The sequence below is a fragment of the Paenibacillus sp. 598K genome, assembly GCF_003851045.1.
In the GTDB taxonomy this organism is placed as follows: Bacteria; Bacillota; Bacilli; order Paenibacillales; family Paenibacillaceae; genus Paenibacillus_D.
This window is the reverse complement of record NZ_BFBX01000082.1, coordinates 1-16,965: the sequence shown is the minus strand read 5'-3', so window position 1 is coordinate 16,965 and position 16,965 is coordinate 1. Positions and strand designations below refer to the sequence as shown.

Below are 16,965 nucleotides of genomic sequence, written 5' to 3'. Positions count from 1 at the left end.
CTTGCGGTACGGAGTACTAGTGCATTGCTTATTCGCGGCTGTTGGCGAAGATCATAATGAACTTCAGCAGCTCAAGCAGCGAGATCAGTGCAGCGGCAACGTAAGTGAGTGCGGCCGCGTTAAGCACCTTGGCGACGCCGCCCTCCTCGTCGGAGCGGATAAAGCCCTCCGAGATCATCAGATCGCGAGCGCGGCTGCTGGCATTGAACTCAACGGGCAGCGTCACGAGCTGGAACAGGACCGCAGCGGAGAAGAAAACGATGCCGATGCCGATGAGGCCGGAGATCTGGAGGAAGAAGCCGGCCAGCAGCAGCAAAGGCGCGATGCCGGATACAAGATTAACAACCGGAAACATCTTGTGCCGCAGCACCAGCATCGGGTAGCTGTTGGCGTGCTGGATCGCATGTCCGACCTCATGGCAGGCGACGGAGACTGCCGAGACAGAGCTCTCGTAGTAGACCGGCTCGGAGAGCCGCACGACGCGATGGATCGGGTCATAGTGGTCGGTCAATCGGCCTTGCACAGGCTCGATCTGAACGTCGTACAGTCCGTTGTTGTCGAGCATCTGGCGTGCCGCCTGATAGCCTGTCATACCGCTGGAGATCGGGACTTGCGTCCAGGTGTTAAAGGTGCTCTTGACTCGGAACTGCGCCCACAAGGAGATACCAAACGCGATAAGAATGAGGAAATCCATTGGGTGAAAAAATAACATCTGGCAATACGCCTCCTTATTATAGTGTGAATACTGAAAGCTCAGAAAAGCATCACATGAGCGGACCTTTGCCGAGCAGGAACATCAATGCCTCGATGCAAGCGGCTGTCTGCGGCATCAGTTGCTTGACCATATGCTTGGCTTGCTGCGGCTTGAGCTGATCAATGACCGGCTCGAGCTCGCGCACCTCGCGTTGCAGTTGCTCTAGATGGAGCTGCAGATCGGTCAGCTTTTGAGATACCTGCTCCTCAGCGGATACCTTGTTCCATTGATCCAGACTCGCTTTGATCTCGTCCAATGTATACTTTTCTTTTTTTAGTTGTTCAATACGCTGCAGCCGAATCAAAGTTTCATCGCTGTACAGGCGGTAATTTTTGGCCGAGCGTTTCTCCGGCGTCAGCAAGCCGATCGAGGTGTAAAAGTCGACCGTTCGTGAGCTGACATTGGCTTTTTTGGCCAACTCGCCGATTCGGTATAGTGTTATATCCCCACCGGATTCACCTTCTTTCTTTACGTACTTTAAGTAAGCAATGTACTTTCTTTCTCTAATTATATGATACCCAATCTAGAAGTATACAGTCAAACGTTATGCTTTGAAGTTTGTTACGAAGCTGTGAAGAAAACCTTACATTTGTGAAAAACACAAACCCGGGACTAATCGGGTGGGCCTAGGGCCTGGCTCCTAGGGTGCGTCAAAAAGCGAAGAATTAAGGCTTGACAATCGTCTTTTCTTCTGGAAACGGGCCTAAAACTTAACATTAGCTGCCACGAGAGAGACGAACGTTAGAGTTTTCTTCACATTTTTTTGTAAATTTTTAAAAAGTGTATTGTCAAATCACCCTTCACTGACTATAATGACATTAAGTCTTTCCTCAACTGTTAGGAAACATTACACTGAAGGAGTGGTCATTGTGGTCAAGAAAGTTGTCAGTTCATTAGGTGGGTTGCTCTTATTATTCCCTGCAATGGCCTTCGCGGAAGAGCCGGCAGCAAGCACCGTTCTGCTCGGCGTCAATCTGTTATGGGTAATGATGGCGGCGATTCTCGTCATCCTCATGCAAGGCGGGTTCATCCTGCTGGAAGCGGGCTCGACAAGAATGAAGAATGCCGGTCACGTCGCCGGTAAGACAATCTTCACGGTCGGTCTTGGTTCCCTGATTTACTGGGCTGTCGGATACGGCTTCGCATTCGGCGGCAATGGCAATTTGTTCATCGGTCTAGGGGATTTCTTCTATAATCCGGGGACTTCGATCTCCGAGGTTAATCCTTCCTCGCTGTTCTGGGTGTTCCAGTGCGCATTTGCGGTCATCTCGCTCTCGATCGCATGGGGCGGCTTCGCCGAACGCGCCAAACTGTCCTCTTACCTGATCTTCACGCTCGTATTCGTAGGCTTCATCTATCCGGTCGTAGCTCACTGGATCTGGGGCGGCGGCTTCCTCGCTGAGGACGGCGCGCAAGACTTCGCCGGCTCGACCGTCGTTCACTTGACAGGCGCGATGGCAGCACTGGCTGCGACGATCCTGCTGAAGCCACGTATCGGTAAATATAACAAAGACGGCTCAGCCAACCAAATTCTCGGTCACAACCAAGTGTACACAGCACTGGCGGTATTGCTTCTGTGGGTCGGCTGGTTCGGATTTAACGCAGGTAGCGCGCTTGGCGTAGATGACGGATTCTTCGGTTATGTGGCCTTCAACACCCAGCTCGGCGCAGCAGCTGGCGCAGTAGCGGCTATGTTGATCACTTGGATCGTATTGGGCAAAGCGGACATCACGACGATGCTGAACGGCGCGTTGGCTGGTCTGGTCGCGATCACCGCATCTTGTGCCTTCGTTGAGCCTTGGGCTGCCGTTGTTATCGGTCTCGTCGCCGGTGTGTTCGTATTCTTCAGCATGAAGTTCTTCGAGAAAATGAAAATCGACGATCCGATCTTCGCACTGTCCGTCCACGGCGCGGCAGGCGTACTCGGAACGTTGGCTAACGGCTTCTTCGCAACGCCGGAGCTGGCTGAGTATACTGGCGTAGGTAGAGCGGGCTTGTTCTACGGGGGCGGCTTCGAGCAGCTGTGGGTGCAATTCCTGTCGGTTGTCGTCTGTGGCGCCTTCGTCTTCATCGTCTCCTTTATCGTGCTGGCGATCGTCAAGTCGGTCATGGGCTTCCGCGTCTCCGAGGAGCAAGAGATTATCGGTCTTGACCTGAGCGAGCACGGTGCGTATGGTTATCCTGAGCAAATGAAAAAAGGTGCGAATCTGAATAGTTAAAGTAATTCCCGAAATAACGGGTTTTCGGGAAACAAAGGGGAGAGCGGCATGAGAGATCCGTCGGGAGACGAACTCCTGCAGCGAATCGGGGCGGCCGATGGCTATCCGGAGCTGCGCAGACTTAGAGATCAAGCGCACGAATGGCTCGAGCCGCAGCTCTCCTCCATGCCTGTCGAACAATTATATACCGCAATCAACGAGGTGCATGACGCGCTCATCCAGCGCGTCCTGACCCTTACGGAATCGGATATGGCACGGTTGGGGAACGGTTCTCCCCCCGTGCCATATGCTTATTTATTGTTCGGGAGCGGGGGGCGCAAAGAGCAGACCTTATCGAGCGATCAGGACAGCGGCATCGTTTACGAAGACCCGCCCAAAGCGCAGCGCGCCGAGACGGCTGGCTATTTTTCCGCTTTTGGCCAGCTTGTCGTCGACCATCTGCAGCTTGTCGGCTACCCGCCGTGCGAAGGCAATGTCATCAGCTCCAATCCTCTTTGGTGCGACACGATCGAGGGCTGGTCTGCAAAGCTGGAGCATTGGTTCGAGCAAGCGGAGTTTGAGGATGTCCGCCACCTGCTGATCATTGCCGATGGTCGGTGCTTGTATGGCGAGCCGGGATTGGCAGCGCGCCTGCAAGATCATTTCTATTCGGATATGCTCGCCAGGCCGCCCATCGTCAAGCGGATGCTCGACAATACGATGCGCCACAAGATGCTGCTTGGACTGTTCGGTCAACTGTTGAAGGAGCAGTATGGCGAGGAAGCGGGCAGCGTCGATATTAAATACGGCGCATATATCCCGATGGTCAACGCGATCCGAATGATGGCGATCCAGAGCGGGGTGCGCGCGACATCGACGCTGGAGCGGCTGGTCGAGCTGGAGACGAAGGGTGCGCTAACAGGAGAGCAGGCGGAGACGCTCAGAGCGGCGTTTCGTTCGTTTCTTCAATTTCGAATGATGACGATGAAGCAGCAGGAGGACGGATTGTATTCCAGCAACGGCATGCTGTCGAGGCAAGTGCTGGACAAGACACTTACCGAGCAGTTAAAGCAAGGGCTGCGCGTGGGCAAGCGGCTGCAGCGAAGCGTATCCAGACAGGTTACGGGAAAGCTCAGGTAGGGCAAGGCGGAGGCGAATGCAATGAAAGAACATCCTAAAGGCGTCGGACGCATGTGGAATCTGTACAAGATGGGCGGCTTTACGCCGGCCATCGCATCAATGATGGGTGCGCAAAACGCCCAGCAGATGGCCTTTATCCGATCCGTCACCAAAGAACAGCGGAAGCTCTCCATCCTTGACGCGCCGCTCAAGGAGTTGGAGATGGTTGTCTTCGACCTGGAGACAACTGGCTTCTACCCTTATAATGGAGACGAAATATTGTCCGTGGGCGGCGTCGTCGTGCGCGGCGATCAGATCGAACGAAGCCAGACGTTTTATAGCCTGGTGAATCCCAAGCGAAAAGTGCCGAAGCATATTACGACGCTGACCGGCATTACAAACGAGATGGCCGAGGAGGCGCCGGATCTGATGCAGGTGCTCCATGACTTCATGGAGTTCGTCGGCAAGCGGGTGCTGATCGCGCATGGCAGCGGACATGACAAGCAGTTTCTGAATGCCGCGTTGTGGCGGACCTCCAAGGTGAATCTAACGCATCGGGTGCTGGATACGATGATGGTGTCCAAGTGGCTGGAGCCCAAGCGGGAGATGCATGGGCTCGATGAGCTGCTGGAGAGTTACGGGGTACCGATCGGCCAACGCCATCATGCGCTGGAGGATTCACTGATGACAGCGGAGCTGTGGCAGAAGTACTACGCAATTATCCTCTCACGCAACATCGTGACGCTAGCTGACCTATACGCCTACCTGAGCAAGCACTAGCGGTCTGTAAACCTCAGTCCAATTGTTACCCTCGAAGTATGCAGACACGACCTAGCGGATGCAGCTCGCCGTCATGCTCTCGGTACGCCTTCACGAGAGGAGCGTCTGGCGCGGCGGATACGATGCAATAGATGCCACCATAGCCTTGGGGCAGACCGGCATAATCGGTCGCCGAGGGCAGAGGCGCGCCGCTTGGATGGGAATGGAAAAAACCAACAAGATGCTGTTGGTTTTTTTGTGCGTCATAAAAAGCTTTTATCCAGTCGCGCGGGTCAAAAGAAAACCGGCGCTCGGGAGACGGGCTGCTGTTGCGGATCGGTACGATGCAGTCGATCGTTAAGTCGTCGTCGCGCGACAAGAGCAGTCCGCACGCCTCGGCTGGCAACGCCTCAAGCGAGTGGGCGATCAACTGGCGCAGCGCATCTGACGTCATGTGGCATGTATCGCCATGAGGGAGCGGGGACATTCCATCATTCACCTCGGTCCTTGGAACATTGCCATCAGTATACCGCATCCACTGGCGGATGCCTAGCACCGCTAGGGGGCTGACATCAGGAAGTCCCCCCTGCCTGCGCAGGCGGCTTGACGCTCAAGCAGACCATGATGAGCGCTCCGAGCGCAAGTACGGCAACAGCGGAGAACAGCAGCGTCTGCGAGCGATCGGTCAGCCATCCGAAAAGCGGCGGCCCGATCGCCACGCCGAAGAAGCGTAGGCTGCTGTAGAGCGAGGTGATCATCCCGCGATGGCTGCGCTCGACCGAGCCGGTGATCAGTGTATTCAGACAGGGCAGGAGCAGTCCGGTGCCGATGCTGCTGATCGTCAGCAGTGTGATCAACAGATACAGGTTCTGGTACAAGAAGATAGCGGCGGCCAGCGACACGGTCATCGCCGACATGCCGATGATCATAAAAGCTCGCATCCGCTTGCCGGCGTTTTTGATCAGTCGGCCCGAGAGATAGGCAGTGGAGACCAGTCCAAGCAACGGAATCGCCAGTACGCCGCCCTTGGCGACGCCATCGATGCTGTGAGGCGGCTTCTCCAGCAGGTCGGAGAGGAAGAAGAGGACGCCGAACAGGATGAACAGCGCCAGCGAGCCGATCAGGAAGGCCGGGATAAGCCAATGGCCCTGCTTGCGGAAGACGGCGCCGATCTGACGGATGTAGTCGCCAACCGGCTGCGGCTGCTGTTTGGACTTGGGCTCCTGGATGAGCCAGATCATCGCGATGAGCGACAAGGCGCAGAACAGCGGAAAGGCAAAAAACGGTGCATACCAGACGATCAGCGCCAGCAGCGAGCCAAGGATCGGACTGATGACCTTACCGGTTCCATTGGCCGCCTCGATCAAGCCAAGCGCTTCGCTCTCCTCGCCGCCCTTGTATTTGTCACCGACCAGCGCCATCGCGATCGGAGCCGTGCCTGCTGCGCCAAGCCCTTGCAACGCTCGAGCCGTGATGACGATCCCGTACGAGCCCCATAGAGCGCCTAGACCGGCCATAATGCCTGCCGTGCCGTAGATCGCTAGCGAGGCCAGGATGATCGCCTTGCGCGTGAAGCGGTCGGACAGGTAACCGGCTACAGGTATGAAAAAAGCGGCTGTGACCGAAAATAAAGTAATGACCAGACTGGATTGCAGCTTGCTGATCCCCATGCGGCTCACCATGTCGGGCAATATGGGCACCAGCATGGAATTGCCTAGCACGAGTACCATCGGCACGCTGGCCAAGGCGATATATTCTTTCCATTTACTCTGTTTTTTGTCTTGAGGTTGGCTCGAGTCAGACGTTTTTGGGGATGAGGCATCCTCTGCGATCCCTTGCGGGAGCCAGAGTCGCTTGGATTTGACAAAGCCCACGAGGTTTAGCCTCCTTTGGCAGTAGATGGTCATTCAGTCACAATATCGACGATGTTAATGTGCCCGCGATGTTGAGCGGGCATTCTAGGGCATGGTATTCTGTTAAGTAAGAATTACAGTCGAGAAGAGGGATGGCGGTATGAAACGGAGCTGGCTGGTCATCGCAGCCGTAGTGTTGTTGGTCGGAGTAGCAATCTATCAAAACGTGGAAAAACAACCGGTGCTGGCCCGCCAAAGCGATGATACCAAGCCTGTCGTGGGGAGCAAGGCGCCGACGCTGGAGCTGTCTACGATGGACGACCAGACAAAGGCGGTCGCCGGCGAACGGGATAAGCTGCTGCTGGTGAACTTCTGGGCCTCTTGGTGCGGTCCATGCGAGCTGGAAGCGCCCGATCTGCAGGAGCTGCACGAGCAGCATGGCGATAAGGTGACGTTGTATGCCATTAATGCAACTAAATACGATAAAGAACGACAAGCCCGCGAGTTCGTGGACAAGTTCGAGCTGACCTTCCCGATACTGATGGATCGCGAGGGCGAGGCAGTGGAGCTGTATAAGGTTGGCCAATTCCCGACGACACTGCTCGTCGACCGGGACGGCGTCATCCGGGAGCGGGTAACAGGCGTCCTGCCCAAGCAAGAGTGGGAGCGACTGATCGAAAAATGGTCGACGACGTAGGTACGTAAAGAAGTAAATAATAACAAGCTGACAACTTTAATGCTTCTTCAATTTCTACCCAAAAGAAGCTTCCCGAAATGTAAACGGGAAGCTTCTTTTTACTATAAGATTAAGGAGAACTAGTGGTTAATCAGCCCGAGACGCTCGCGCTCGCCGTTCTGCACAGGCTCGATCTTGGCGGTGTGGAACAGCGCATAGCGGATGCTGTCGACCAGCGCCTCCCAGCTCGCTTCGATGATGTTGCTGGAGACGCCGACGGTGCTCCATTTGTTGTTGAAGTCGGTCGATTCGATGAGGACGCGCACCTTGGCGGCTGTCGCATCCTTCTCGTCCATGACGCGCACCTTGTAGTCGGACAGCGTGATATCCATAATGCCCGGGTAGTACTGGACGAGCGCCTTGCGCAGGGCGTTGTCCAGCGCATTGACCGGACCGTTGCCCTCGGCGACCGTATAGACGGTCTGGCCGTCGACATTAATCTTGACGATCGCTTCGGACACCATCTGGGCGCCGGTCTTCTCGACGATCATCTTGAACGACTCAAGCTTGAAGATCTCGCGCGGCTCGCCGAACGCCTCGCGCAGCAGCAGCTCCAGCGACGCATCCGCGCCTTCGAACTGGTAGCCCTGATGCTCGAGCTCCTTGATCTGATCCATAATCCGGCGCGTCTTCTCGTTATTCGTGGACACATCAAGCCCCATCTCCTGCGCCCGCGAGATGATGTTACTCTGCCCGGCCAGCTCGGAGACGAGGATGCGCTGCTTGTTGCCGACCAGCTCTGGCTGGATGTGCTCGTAGGTCTTGGCATCCTTCATGATGGCCGAGACATGGATGCCGCCCTTGTGGGCAAAGGCCGCATTGCCGACGTAGGCTTGGCCGACCGGCATCTGCACGTTCGCGATCTCGGCGATATAGCGGGCCACACTGGTAAGTTGGCCCAGCTTGTCGCTTGTGATGCAGTCGTAGCCGAGCTTGAGCTGCAGATTCGGGATGATCGAGCACAGGTTGGCGTTGCCGCAGCGCTCGCCGTAGCCGTTGATCGTGCCTTGCACCTGACGCGCTCCGGCGCCGACAGCCGCCAGCGTGTTGGCGACGGCAAGCTCGCAGTCGTTATGCGTATGGATGCCGATCGGCGCGGTCAGCTCGTCCCGGACGCGCGAGACGATCTCGTGGATCTCGCCTGGCAAGGTGCCGCCGTTCGTGTCGCATAGCACGATCCAGTCTGCTCCGGCCTCCTGCGCCTTCAACAGAGCAGCCAGCGCATACTCGGGGTTGTGCTTGTAGCCGTCGAAGAAATGCTCGGCGTCATAGATCGCCTCCAGCCCCTTGTGCTTCAGGAAGGCGAAGGAATCGAAGATCATCGCCAGATTCTCCTCCAGCGTCGTCTGCAAGGCCGTATGCACATGGAAATCCCATGATTTTCCGACCAGCGTCGCAGCCTGAACGCCGGATTCGACGATCCGCAGCAAGCTGCTGTCCTGCTCGGCAATGCTGTTTTTGCGGCGAGTGCTGCCAAAGGCGGTAATCTTCGCAGACAGTCCCAGCTTCTGCGCCCGGCTGAAAAACTCGATGTCCTTGCTGTTGCTGCCGGGATTTCCTCCTTCTATATAATGGACACCTAGCGTGTCCAGTTTTTTGGCGATTTTGATCTTGTCGTCAGCCGACAGGCTGATGCCCTCGCCCTGTGTGCCATCTCGCAGAGTCGTATCGAATATCGAGATCTGGTTGGTCATGCGGGACGCGTCCTCCTTTTTGCAGTTCCATTACAAAGTCATAATTTCTATTATACCACCAAAGCAACGGCCAGGGGTATGTTTTTTGCATCTGTATCGCGGGATTGACCGCAGGCGAGGCAACGGGTAAGCTGAAGATAGACGAACTATATCAGAGAAGGAGATGCTGTACGATGGCCAAGTCGCGACCGGTGCCGGAGCAGGCATCGCGTATCATCCTATGAAGTCGCCTCACGAGCATTACCCTGCCAAGGGGCGGGTGATCCTGCATCTGGATATGAACGCCTTCTACTGCTCGGTGCATGAAGCGGACGAGCCGGAGCGCTACCGGGGCAAGCCAAGCGCGGTAGCCGGCAGCGTCGAGCTGCGCAAGGGCATCATCGTCACCAGTTCTTACGCCGCCCGGGCGCGCGGGGTGAAGACAGGTATGACGGTGCGCGAGGGACAGCGACTCTGTCCGGAGCTGATCCTGATCAAGCCGGACTTTGACTTGTACCGCAAATATTCGCGAGGCTTCATGAGCATCGCGCGCCAGTATACGCCGCTCGTGCAGCCGGTCTCAATCGACGAATGTTATATGGATATTACAGGCTCCAAATCATACGGTACGCCGCTTGAGATTGCCTCGCTCCTCCAGAGCCGGATCGCCAGCGAGTGGTCCTTGCCCTGCTCGATCGGCGTCGCCCCGAACAAGCTGCTTGCCAAGATGGCCTCCGATATGAAGAAGCCGGGCGGTCTCACGGTGCTTCGGCTGCGCGATGTGCCCCAGGTGCTCTGGCATCAGCCATGCGATGCTTTGTTCGGCATCGGACGCAAGACCGCCGAGAAGCTGAAGCGGATGAATCTGCACACGATCGGTCAGTTGGCCGCAGCCGACGAGACCTGGCTCGTACGGCAATTTGGCATCATGGGCTCGTGGCTGCTGCAGGCTGCGCATGGCATCGACCACTCGGAGGTTAAGGAGACGCGGGAGCAGAGCAAGTCTGTCGGACATACGACGACACTGCCCAAGGATGTCAAAACCCGCGAGCAGGTGTACCGGGTGCTGCTCAATCTGGCCGATCAGACGGCGCGCCGGATGCGACGGCAGCGGCTGATGGCGCGGGCGATCCAGATTACGATCCGTACCCCCGACATGAAGACGATCACGCGGTCGATGACCTTGGCCGCCCCGACCTCAGAGGCTGATCGGATCTACAAGGAAGCCTGTGCGTTGTATGACAAGCATTGGCAGGAGGGCAGGCCGATCCGACTGCTCGGGATCACGCTGCAGCAGCTCGAGTCCGAGTCGACGGCGGCGGTGCAGCTCGATCTGTTCGATTATCGCGAGGAACCGCGCAAAGTGGCGTTGACGAAGACGATGGACGCCTTGCGCGACAAGTTTGGCGAAGACGCCGTTTTGACTGCCGGCATGCTCAGCGACGATCCGTCTGCGTTGATCCGCAATCGCCGAATTCGCGGGACATCCTTGCAATTGGACGACGAATTGTTATATATTGATGAGTGAGAGATTCTATACGATGGTTTCGTCCGTATTGCACTTGCGGCGCTATAGAGACTACAGGAGGGAATGACCATGGGTAAGTACACTTGGGTAGAGAAGGACACATGCATTGCTTGTGGTGCATGCGGGGCTACGGCGCCGGATATTTACGACTATGACGACGAGGGGTTAGCCGAGGTAATCTACGAGAACGACGGCAACCGCGGCGTAACTGAGATTCCGGAAGATCTGTTTGACGATTTGCAAGACGCTTCCGACGGTTGTCCGACAGATTCGATTAAGATCGCGGACGAACCCTTTAATATGTAATCTTCAGTCCATCCTGCCCGCTTCTTTCGAGAAGCGGGCTTTTTATTTATGATTGTATAGGACACATATACCCCAATATATGTATTGCCATAGTAGGAAAACGTGAACTAAAATAGTTTAAGAGAGTAGATTACATAATGTATAAGGGGGAAGCCATGTCCATCAAAAAATGGCTGAAGGCGGCGGCCGCGGCGGTCGTCATCAGTCTGTTCTGGACGCTCTTGGCGGGGCTAGGCTCGGGAGGCATGTTGAACTTCGTCGAATCGCCGCTGCGCGATCTGATGCGGGCGAAGAGCGATGCGGAGCGGCAGCCGCATCCTGCGATCAAAATTATAAAGATCGATGACTATTCCCTCGAACGGATCGGCCAGTTCCCTTGGGACCGCAGCGTCTACGCGGAGCTGATCGAGCAGCTCGCAGAGGCCGGGGCGGAGGCGATCTTCCTCGATATCGTGCTGGCCGAGCCGGGTCAAAACCCGGATGCCGACGCGGCGATGGCCGAGGTGATGCAGCGGTATCCGAATGTGTATCTGCCGGTCGTCTTCCAACTCGTCGAGCGTCAAGAAGCAAAGGGGCAGCTCGAGACGCGCGCCGTCCTCTATCCAGCCCCGACGATCGATGCGCCGAAGGCGCAGGCAGCGCATATCAACGTCATGCCGGACAGAGACAATACGGTCCGCATGCTGACGATCGGGCTGCGGGATCAGGAAGGCGCGATGGTGCCTGCGATCAGCGTCGCGCTGGCCAACTATCTGCTGGAGGACGATCTGAAGATTCGCTATGACGAACCATCGGGCCACTGGTATCGCGGCGACAAGCAGATTCCGCTCAATAGCAAGAGCCAGGTGACGATCGACTTCTTCACCCAGCCGCGCGAGCAGGCAAGCGCCGATACCGGCTATGATTCGCAGTCGTTTTTTGATGTATGGTCAGGCAATATCCCGCCCGAATATTACGAGGGCGAAGTCGTGCTGATCGGACCTTACACGACCGGACTGCAGGACGAATATTATACGCCGCTCAGCCGGACGACGACGATGTTCGGGGTAGAGATCCATGCCAACATGGTGCAGTCGCTCGTGGCCGGGGCGTTTTATTTTGACACCGGGCTGCCTGTCACCGCTGCGCTCGTCTTGGCCCTCACCTTGCTCGGATTGCTGCTCTTCGAGCGGTATCCCGGACGGACGTCGCTATATGTGTACGGCGGATTGTTCCTCGTCTATGCCGCTGCCTGGTTGATCGTCTACCAGTTCTTCTCTCACTTCATCTCCTTTACGTATCCGTTCCTGTCGCTGACGACAGCGGCGGGCTGGGCGGTCGCTTCGCATTATATGCAGGAACGCAAGGAGCGCAGCCGGGTGACGACGATCTTCGGCCGATTCGTGCCGCGCAGCGTCGTCGACGAGATGCTGGCCTCCGGTCAGGATGTCAAGGTGGGCGGACAGCGAAGGGACATTAGCGTCATCTTCGTCGATATCCGAGGCTTCACGCCGATGTCGGAGCGTCTGCAGCCGGAGGAGGTCATCGTCGTGCTCAACGAGTACCTCGACCTGTGCACCAAGGCTGTATTCAACTGGCATGGCACGCTGGACAAGTTCATCGGCGATGGCGTCATGGCGATCTTCGGCGCTCCGGTCGATCTGCCGGATCATGCGGCGTATGCGGTGCGGGCGGCGCTGGAGATGAAGCGGCAGTCGGATCTGCTGGAGCAGCGCTGTCTGGAGCGTTACGGCATCGGCGTCAAGTTCGGCATCGGCATCCACTGCGGTCCGGCGGTCGTCGGCAATATCGGCTCGGAGATGCTGCGGCTCGACTATACGGCGATCGGCGATACCGTCAACCTGTCGGCGCGACTGGAGTCCAACGCCAAGCCGGGACAGATCCTGATCAGCGGCGATCTGTATGCGCGTGTCCAGGGCCGCTTCCTGACCGAGGACATCGGGCCGATCAAGGTAAAGGGCAAGGAGCAGCCGGTGCAGGTATATGCTGTGCTGGGAGAGGCGGAGAACGCCGCAGGAGACAAGCAGGATCGAAGAGAGGAGCACGCAGGATGAAGAGCAGGTTCATGTACGTAAAGGTCGTGCTGGCGCTGCTGCTGGCGGCCGGACCGATCGTTATGCTGGCTGGCGCTGGCCAAGTCTATGCCCAGATCAAGCGCGTCGCGATCGTAACGGAGCTGAAGGGCACGGTCAATGTGAAAAAATCGGGCGGCTCGAAAACGTTCGCCGCCTTCAAGAACATGACGCTTAACGAGGGCGATACCGTGACGACGGCCAAGGGCGGCAAGCTCGTGCTGGAGCTGTCGAGCAGCAAGGCCGCACAGGATTCGATCACGATCGGCGAGAACTCTCAGGTCACCTTCACCACGCTGAAGGACGACAAGGGCACGAAGACGAAGATGAACGTGTGGGCAGGCTCGCTATGGGTAAAGGTCAAGTCGATCACTAACGCCAGCGACCAGTTCGAGCTGGAGACGCCGACAGCGATTATGGGCGTGCGCGGCACCCACTTCCTCGTCCATGTCGCTCCGCAGACCGGGATTACGACGCTCTCATCCTTGTCAGGCATCATCACGGGCAAGCATGCGTCCAACAAGACGGACAGCCAGGTGCTGCCCTCGCAGCAGATCGTCCTGCTGCCAGAGGAGGAGGGAGGCCCCGACGATCTGGTGACGATCATCGATCTGGAGGAGTTGGTCGCCTGGGCGGGATCGGACATTGTCCGGGAGATTATCCGCTCGAGTAAGGATATCCAGGAGGAGAACGATCGGATGATCCAGCGGTGGACCGAGAGCGGGCCGCCCGCCGGGATCGGCATCGACGATCTGAGCCGGGTAAGCGGCAATCTGAATCGGCTGATCGATCAGGTAGTCAAGGAAGCGATCAAGCAACAACAACTGACCCGGGATGAAGCGAAGCGATTGGCGGATCAGGTTAATCCCGCCCTGCCCGACAAAAACAAAATTCAGCTCGACGAGGAGCAGTCGCTCGATTTTTCCGATGCGGAAAAAGACAAAAAGAAGCGCGTGGACGAAGTCAAGCGCAAAGCAGAAGAGAAAAAGAAGCAAGAGAAAGCGGCGCAAGACGAACAGCGCAAAAAGCAGCAGCAGCTGATAGACCGGCTGACTCAGGCTAAAAAGGAACAGATGGAGGCCAATAAAAAGGCTGCCGAGGATGCGTTGAAAAAGCTGGAGGAGGCCTACAAGAAAACGATGTCGGAGCAGGAGAAGCAGCGCTTCGAGTCCGATAAGGAAAACCGCCTGGCAGAGCAAGGGCAGACAGGCACGGGGACGTCTCCGCCGTATTACGGCTCGAATCCTCCAGCCGCCGCGCAACCCTCCGCGCGTCTGGTGCTGGAAGGCAGCGTCGTCGACTCCGCCTTTATATTGGGAGTGCAGCTAAACCAATTTGTGGACTCGCGAGCGATCTACGGCTTCCAGATCAAGCTGGCGTATGATGAAGAGCGCGTAACGGTTCATGACGAGCTGATGTCCGGCGCTACAGGACTGACTTATCGCACGGGCGGCGGCGTGTTCCGCATTCATCCAGGGACTACAGCAGGCTCGGGCTACGATAGCGCGGATCATTACAATCGCTATAATGGCGGCTTCATGTACGCGTTGACGAAATATAGCGGTCAAGCGGCGTCGATCTCGTCGCCAACCACGGTCGTCAGACTGCCGTTCCAGATCCGCTCCGGCGCTCAGGGCCCGACGACGATCCGGATCATGGAGCTGATCGCCGTCGATGCCTCAGGCGAGCCGATCGGCGCTGTGCAGACGACCGATCTGAGCGTAACGTTGCCAACCAACTAACAGGAAGGGTATGGAGCCACTCATGATGAACCGCAAATTATGGAAAGCAAGCGGTCGGCTAATGACGACCGTCCTGGCAGCCTCGCTGACGCTGCTCGCCCCGGGATGGGGAGCTGCCGCAGCGGGCAAGGATCCGCTAACGGACAATCGGCCGCTCTATGAGCTGCACACGCTGGCAGGCACCGGCGAGATCGGGCTGGTCGACGGTGCGAACGGGAGCGTCGCCTTCCGGATGCCTGGCGGATTGACCGCTGCCGGCGAGGACCGACTATACGTCGCCGACACGGGCAATCAGCGAATCCGCCGGGTGAGCGGGACGAGCACTTCCAGCCTCGCCGGGCTGGATCTCGGCGAAGACGCGTACGGCAATCTGATCGGGGCCTGGAACGACGGGCTTCGCGAGTCCGCGGCCTTTGACGATATCGCCGGACTGGCGCTCGACGCTGCTGGCGCAATAATCGCTGCCGATGCCGGCAACCATGCGATCCGCCGGATCACGGCCGACGGGCAAGCGACGACGATCGCCGGCAATGGCGTGCAAGGCTGGCAGGACGGCGATGGCGAGCAGGCCAGCTTCCATCGTCCACAGGCGGTCGCTGTCGCGCCCGGCGGCATCATCTATGTCGCCGACACGCTTAATCATGTCATCCGCAAGATCGAGCAAGGCCGGGTGACGACGCTGACGGCGCCCTCCACACGGATCGTCGAGTATTTCTCCGGCGCGATCGCTGCTGCCGGCGACTATGCGGACGGTCCGATCGCCGCTGCGAAGTTCAATGAGCCGAGCGGACTGGCGCTCGATGCCAAGGGCAACCTCTATGTCAGCGACACTGGCAATCAAGTGATCCGCTACATCGACTTTGGCGCCGGGACCGTCTCGACCGTAGCGGGCAGTCGTCTTCGTTATGAAGCGGCGACCAGCTTCGCCGAGGGCGGCTATGCCGACGGTCCGGCAGCGACGGCCCGCTTCTATGCGCCGCGCGGTCTGGCGGTGACGCCGGAGGGCGGCGTGCTGATCGCGGATTCGCTCAATCATGCGATCCGCTATCTCAAGGACGGCGTCGTCTCGACGGTAGCGGGCACCCCCGGGACGACCGGCAAGTCGGACGGCCTGGCGAGCTACGCCGGACTGAATACCCCGACAGCGATCGCCCAGCTCGGCGACGGCTCCTACGCCATCGCCGATACGGCGAACAATCGGATCCGGCTGCTGACGCCTTACCGGCTGCCGGCAGGAGTAATCGCCGATGACAGCATCAAGCTGCTCTATGGGCAGGAGCGGGTAGCGACCGACGCGGCGCCGAGGATCGTGAGCGGCACGACGTTTGTGCCGGTCCGGGTCATCGCCGAGCGGCTCGGCTATCAGGTGGTCCACGATGCGAAGAGCGGTCAAGTGACGGTCTCGCGGGAGGGCATGAGCTACCAGCTGAAGGCCGGCGCCCTGATCGTGCAACGCGGGGAAGGGGGAGCGCGCGCTGACGTCGCACTGCATGCAGCGCCGTTTATCGAGCAGGGGCGTCTGTATCTGCCTGTCCGCTTCTTCGCTGAGGAGATTGGACTTGACGTCCAGTGGCTCTCATCGGTGCGCGCGGTTCTGCTTCGCGAGCGACTGGGCTAGGGCGTGTGTCAGCAAGCCCGCTCGGAGTATGCAAACACACCCTAGCTCCGGGCCAACCGAATAAAGTTCCGTCTTTGCAGCCGTCCGGCCTACACCGGGCGGTTTTTGCTGCCGATATACTAGCAGAGACGACAGAAACGCCGGACAGTCGGCAGGCGCAAGGGGGCGGAGGCTTGAAGCAGCGAGAAGAACAAACCCATCTGAAGCATTACGTAAAGCAGCATCCGGATAATAAAATGGCTTGGTATTTGCTTGGGAAAGAGTATACCCGTCTGGGCAAGACGGCCAAGGCCAATTACTGTTACCTGCAAGCAGGGGATATCTATGAGGCATTCGAGGACAAGCGTCATCCGCTGGTGCGGCAGCAGCAGGAGGCGATCGAGCTCTGGCTGCGCCAGCATAAGCGGAGGAAAATCGTCCGGCGGGCGGTAGCGACGCTCGTCGTGCTACTCGGTCTGACCGCGCTGGCTCCAGCCCAGGAGACGCCGGAGCCGTCGCAGTCAGACGTTGCCGCGACGGAGCAGGCGGAGTCCGATTGGGCGGTCGCCTTCGTCCGGGAAGGCGACCGCGAGTCGATGAGCGCGCTGCTGGCCGGATTGCTCTCCGG

The 16,965-nt window shown here is 58.0% G+C and carries 14 protein-coding genes and 1 pseudogene; 10 read left to right on the top strand and 5 right to left on the bottom strand.

Going from position 1 to position 16,965, the window contains the following annotated elements:
• Window positions 1-28 precede the first annotated feature (28 nt).
• Both PA598K_RS22270 and PA598K_RS22265 read right to left on the bottom strand, forming a co-directional pair.
• Window positions 29-712: a zinc metallopeptidase gene (locus tag PA598K_RS22270; RefSeq protein WP_128659074.1), complete on the bottom strand. Its 684-nt coding sequence runs from the start codon at window positions 710-712 to the stop codon at window positions 29-31.
• A 52-nt stretch (window positions 713-764) separates the two neighbouring features.
• Window positions 765-1,196, bottom strand: coding sequence for a MerR family transcriptional regulator (locus PA598K_RS22265; RefSeq protein WP_128659073.1), 432 nt, complete (start codon window positions 1,194-1,196; stop codon window positions 765-767).
• Window positions 1,197-1,677: 481 nt separating this feature from the next.
• Between PA598K_RS22265 and PA598K_RS22260 the strand changes: the two genes are divergently transcribed.
• From PA598K_RS22260 to PA598K_RS22250, 3 genes are read left to right on the top strand one after another with little or no spacing between them, the layout of a single operon-like run.
• Window positions 1,678-2,973, top strand: a complete 1,296-nt coding sequence (locus PA598K_RS22260) for an ammonium transporter (protein WP_128659076.1) — start codon at window positions 1,678-1,680, stop codon at window positions 2,971-2,973.
• A gap of 48 nt (window positions 2,974-3,021) precedes the next feature.
• On the top strand, window positions 3,022-4,092 hold the full coding sequence (locus tag PA598K_RS22255) for a DUF294 nucleotidyltransferase-like domain-containing protein (RefSeq protein WP_128659072.1): 1,071 nt from the start codon (window positions 3,022-3,024) through the stop codon (window positions 4,090-4,092).
• Between the two features lie 21 nt (window positions 4,093-4,113).
• Window positions 4,114-4,851 (top strand): exonuclease domain-containing protein, encoded by a 738-nt coding sequence (locus PA598K_RS22250; RefSeq protein ID WP_128659071.1) that lies wholly within the window; start codon window positions 4,114-4,116, stop codon window positions 4,849-4,851.
• Window positions 4,852-4,876: 25 nt separating this feature from the next.
• Here PA598K_RS22250 and PA598K_RS22245 read toward each other — a convergent pair whose 3' ends face one another.
• Together PA598K_RS22245 and PA598K_RS22240 are read right to left on the bottom strand one after the other, a co-directional pair.
• Window positions 4,877-5,317, bottom strand: a complete 441-nt coding sequence (locus PA598K_RS22245) for a M67 family metallopeptidase (RefSeq protein WP_185602166.1) — start codon at window positions 5,315-5,317, stop codon at window positions 4,877-4,879.
• A gap of 85 nt (window positions 5,318-5,402) precedes the next feature.
• On the bottom strand, window positions 5,403-6,704 hold the full coding sequence (locus tag PA598K_RS22240) for an MFS transporter (protein WP_260405545.1): 1,302 nt from the start codon (window positions 6,702-6,704) through the stop codon (window positions 5,403-5,405).
• 139 nt (window positions 6,705-6,843) lie between these two features.
• Between PA598K_RS22240 and PA598K_RS22235 the strand changes: the two genes are divergently transcribed.
• The gene (locus PA598K_RS22235) at window positions 6,844-7,380 is read left to right on the top strand and encodes a TlpA family protein disulfide reductase (RefSeq protein ID WP_128659068.1); all 537 of its coding nucleotides are present in this window, start codon (window positions 6,844-6,846) and stop codon (window positions 7,378-7,380) included.
• Between the two features lie 119 nt (window positions 7,381-7,499).
• On the opposite strand, the gene cimA is transcribed toward PA598K_RS22235, so the two are convergent.
• Complete coding sequence (cimA, locus tag PA598K_RS22230) at window positions 7,500-9,113, bottom strand: citramalate synthase (RefSeq protein ID WP_128659067.1); 1,614 nt, start codon at window positions 9,111-9,113, stop codon at window positions 7,500-7,502.
• Window positions 9,114-9,333: 220 nt separating this feature from the next.
• On the opposite strand from cimA, the gene PA598K_RS22225 reads away from it, so the two are divergent.
• From PA598K_RS22225 to PA598K_RS22200, 6 genes and pseudogenes are all read left to right on the top strand, one after another.
• Window positions 9,334-10,620, top strand: coding sequence for a DNA polymerase IV (locus PA598K_RS22225; protein ID WP_128659075.1), 1,287 nt, complete (start codon window positions 9,334-9,336; stop codon window positions 10,618-10,620).
• A 69-nt stretch (window positions 10,621-10,689) separates the two neighbouring features.
• Window positions 10,690-10,926, top strand: a complete 237-nt coding sequence (locus PA598K_RS22220) for a ferredoxin (protein WP_128659066.1) — start codon at window positions 10,690-10,692, stop codon at window positions 10,924-10,926.
• A 155-nt stretch (window positions 10,927-11,081) separates the two neighbouring features.
• Complete coding sequence (locus PA598K_RS22215; protein WP_185602165.1) at window positions 11,082-12,980, top strand: adenylate/guanylate cyclase domain-containing protein; 1,899 nt, start codon at window positions 11,082-11,084, stop codon at window positions 12,978-12,980.
• The gene (locus tag PA598K_RS22210) at window positions 12,977-14,740 is read left to right on the top strand and encodes a FecR family protein (protein WP_128659064.1); all 1,764 of its coding nucleotides are present in this window, start codon (window positions 12,977-12,979) and stop codon (window positions 14,738-14,740) included. Before PA598K_RS22215 ends, PA598K_RS22210 begins: the two co-directional genes overlap by 4 nt.
• Before the next feature lie 25 nt (window positions 14,741-14,765).
• Window positions 14,766-16,358, top strand: coding sequence for a stalk domain-containing protein (locus PA598K_RS22205; RefSeq protein ID WP_185602164.1), 1,593 nt, complete (start codon window positions 14,766-14,768; stop codon window positions 16,356-16,358).
• A gap of 173 nt (window positions 16,359-16,531) precedes the next feature.
• A pseudogene (locus PA598K_RS22200) lies at window positions 16,532-16,965 on the top strand (hypothetical protein); the annotation flags it as partial.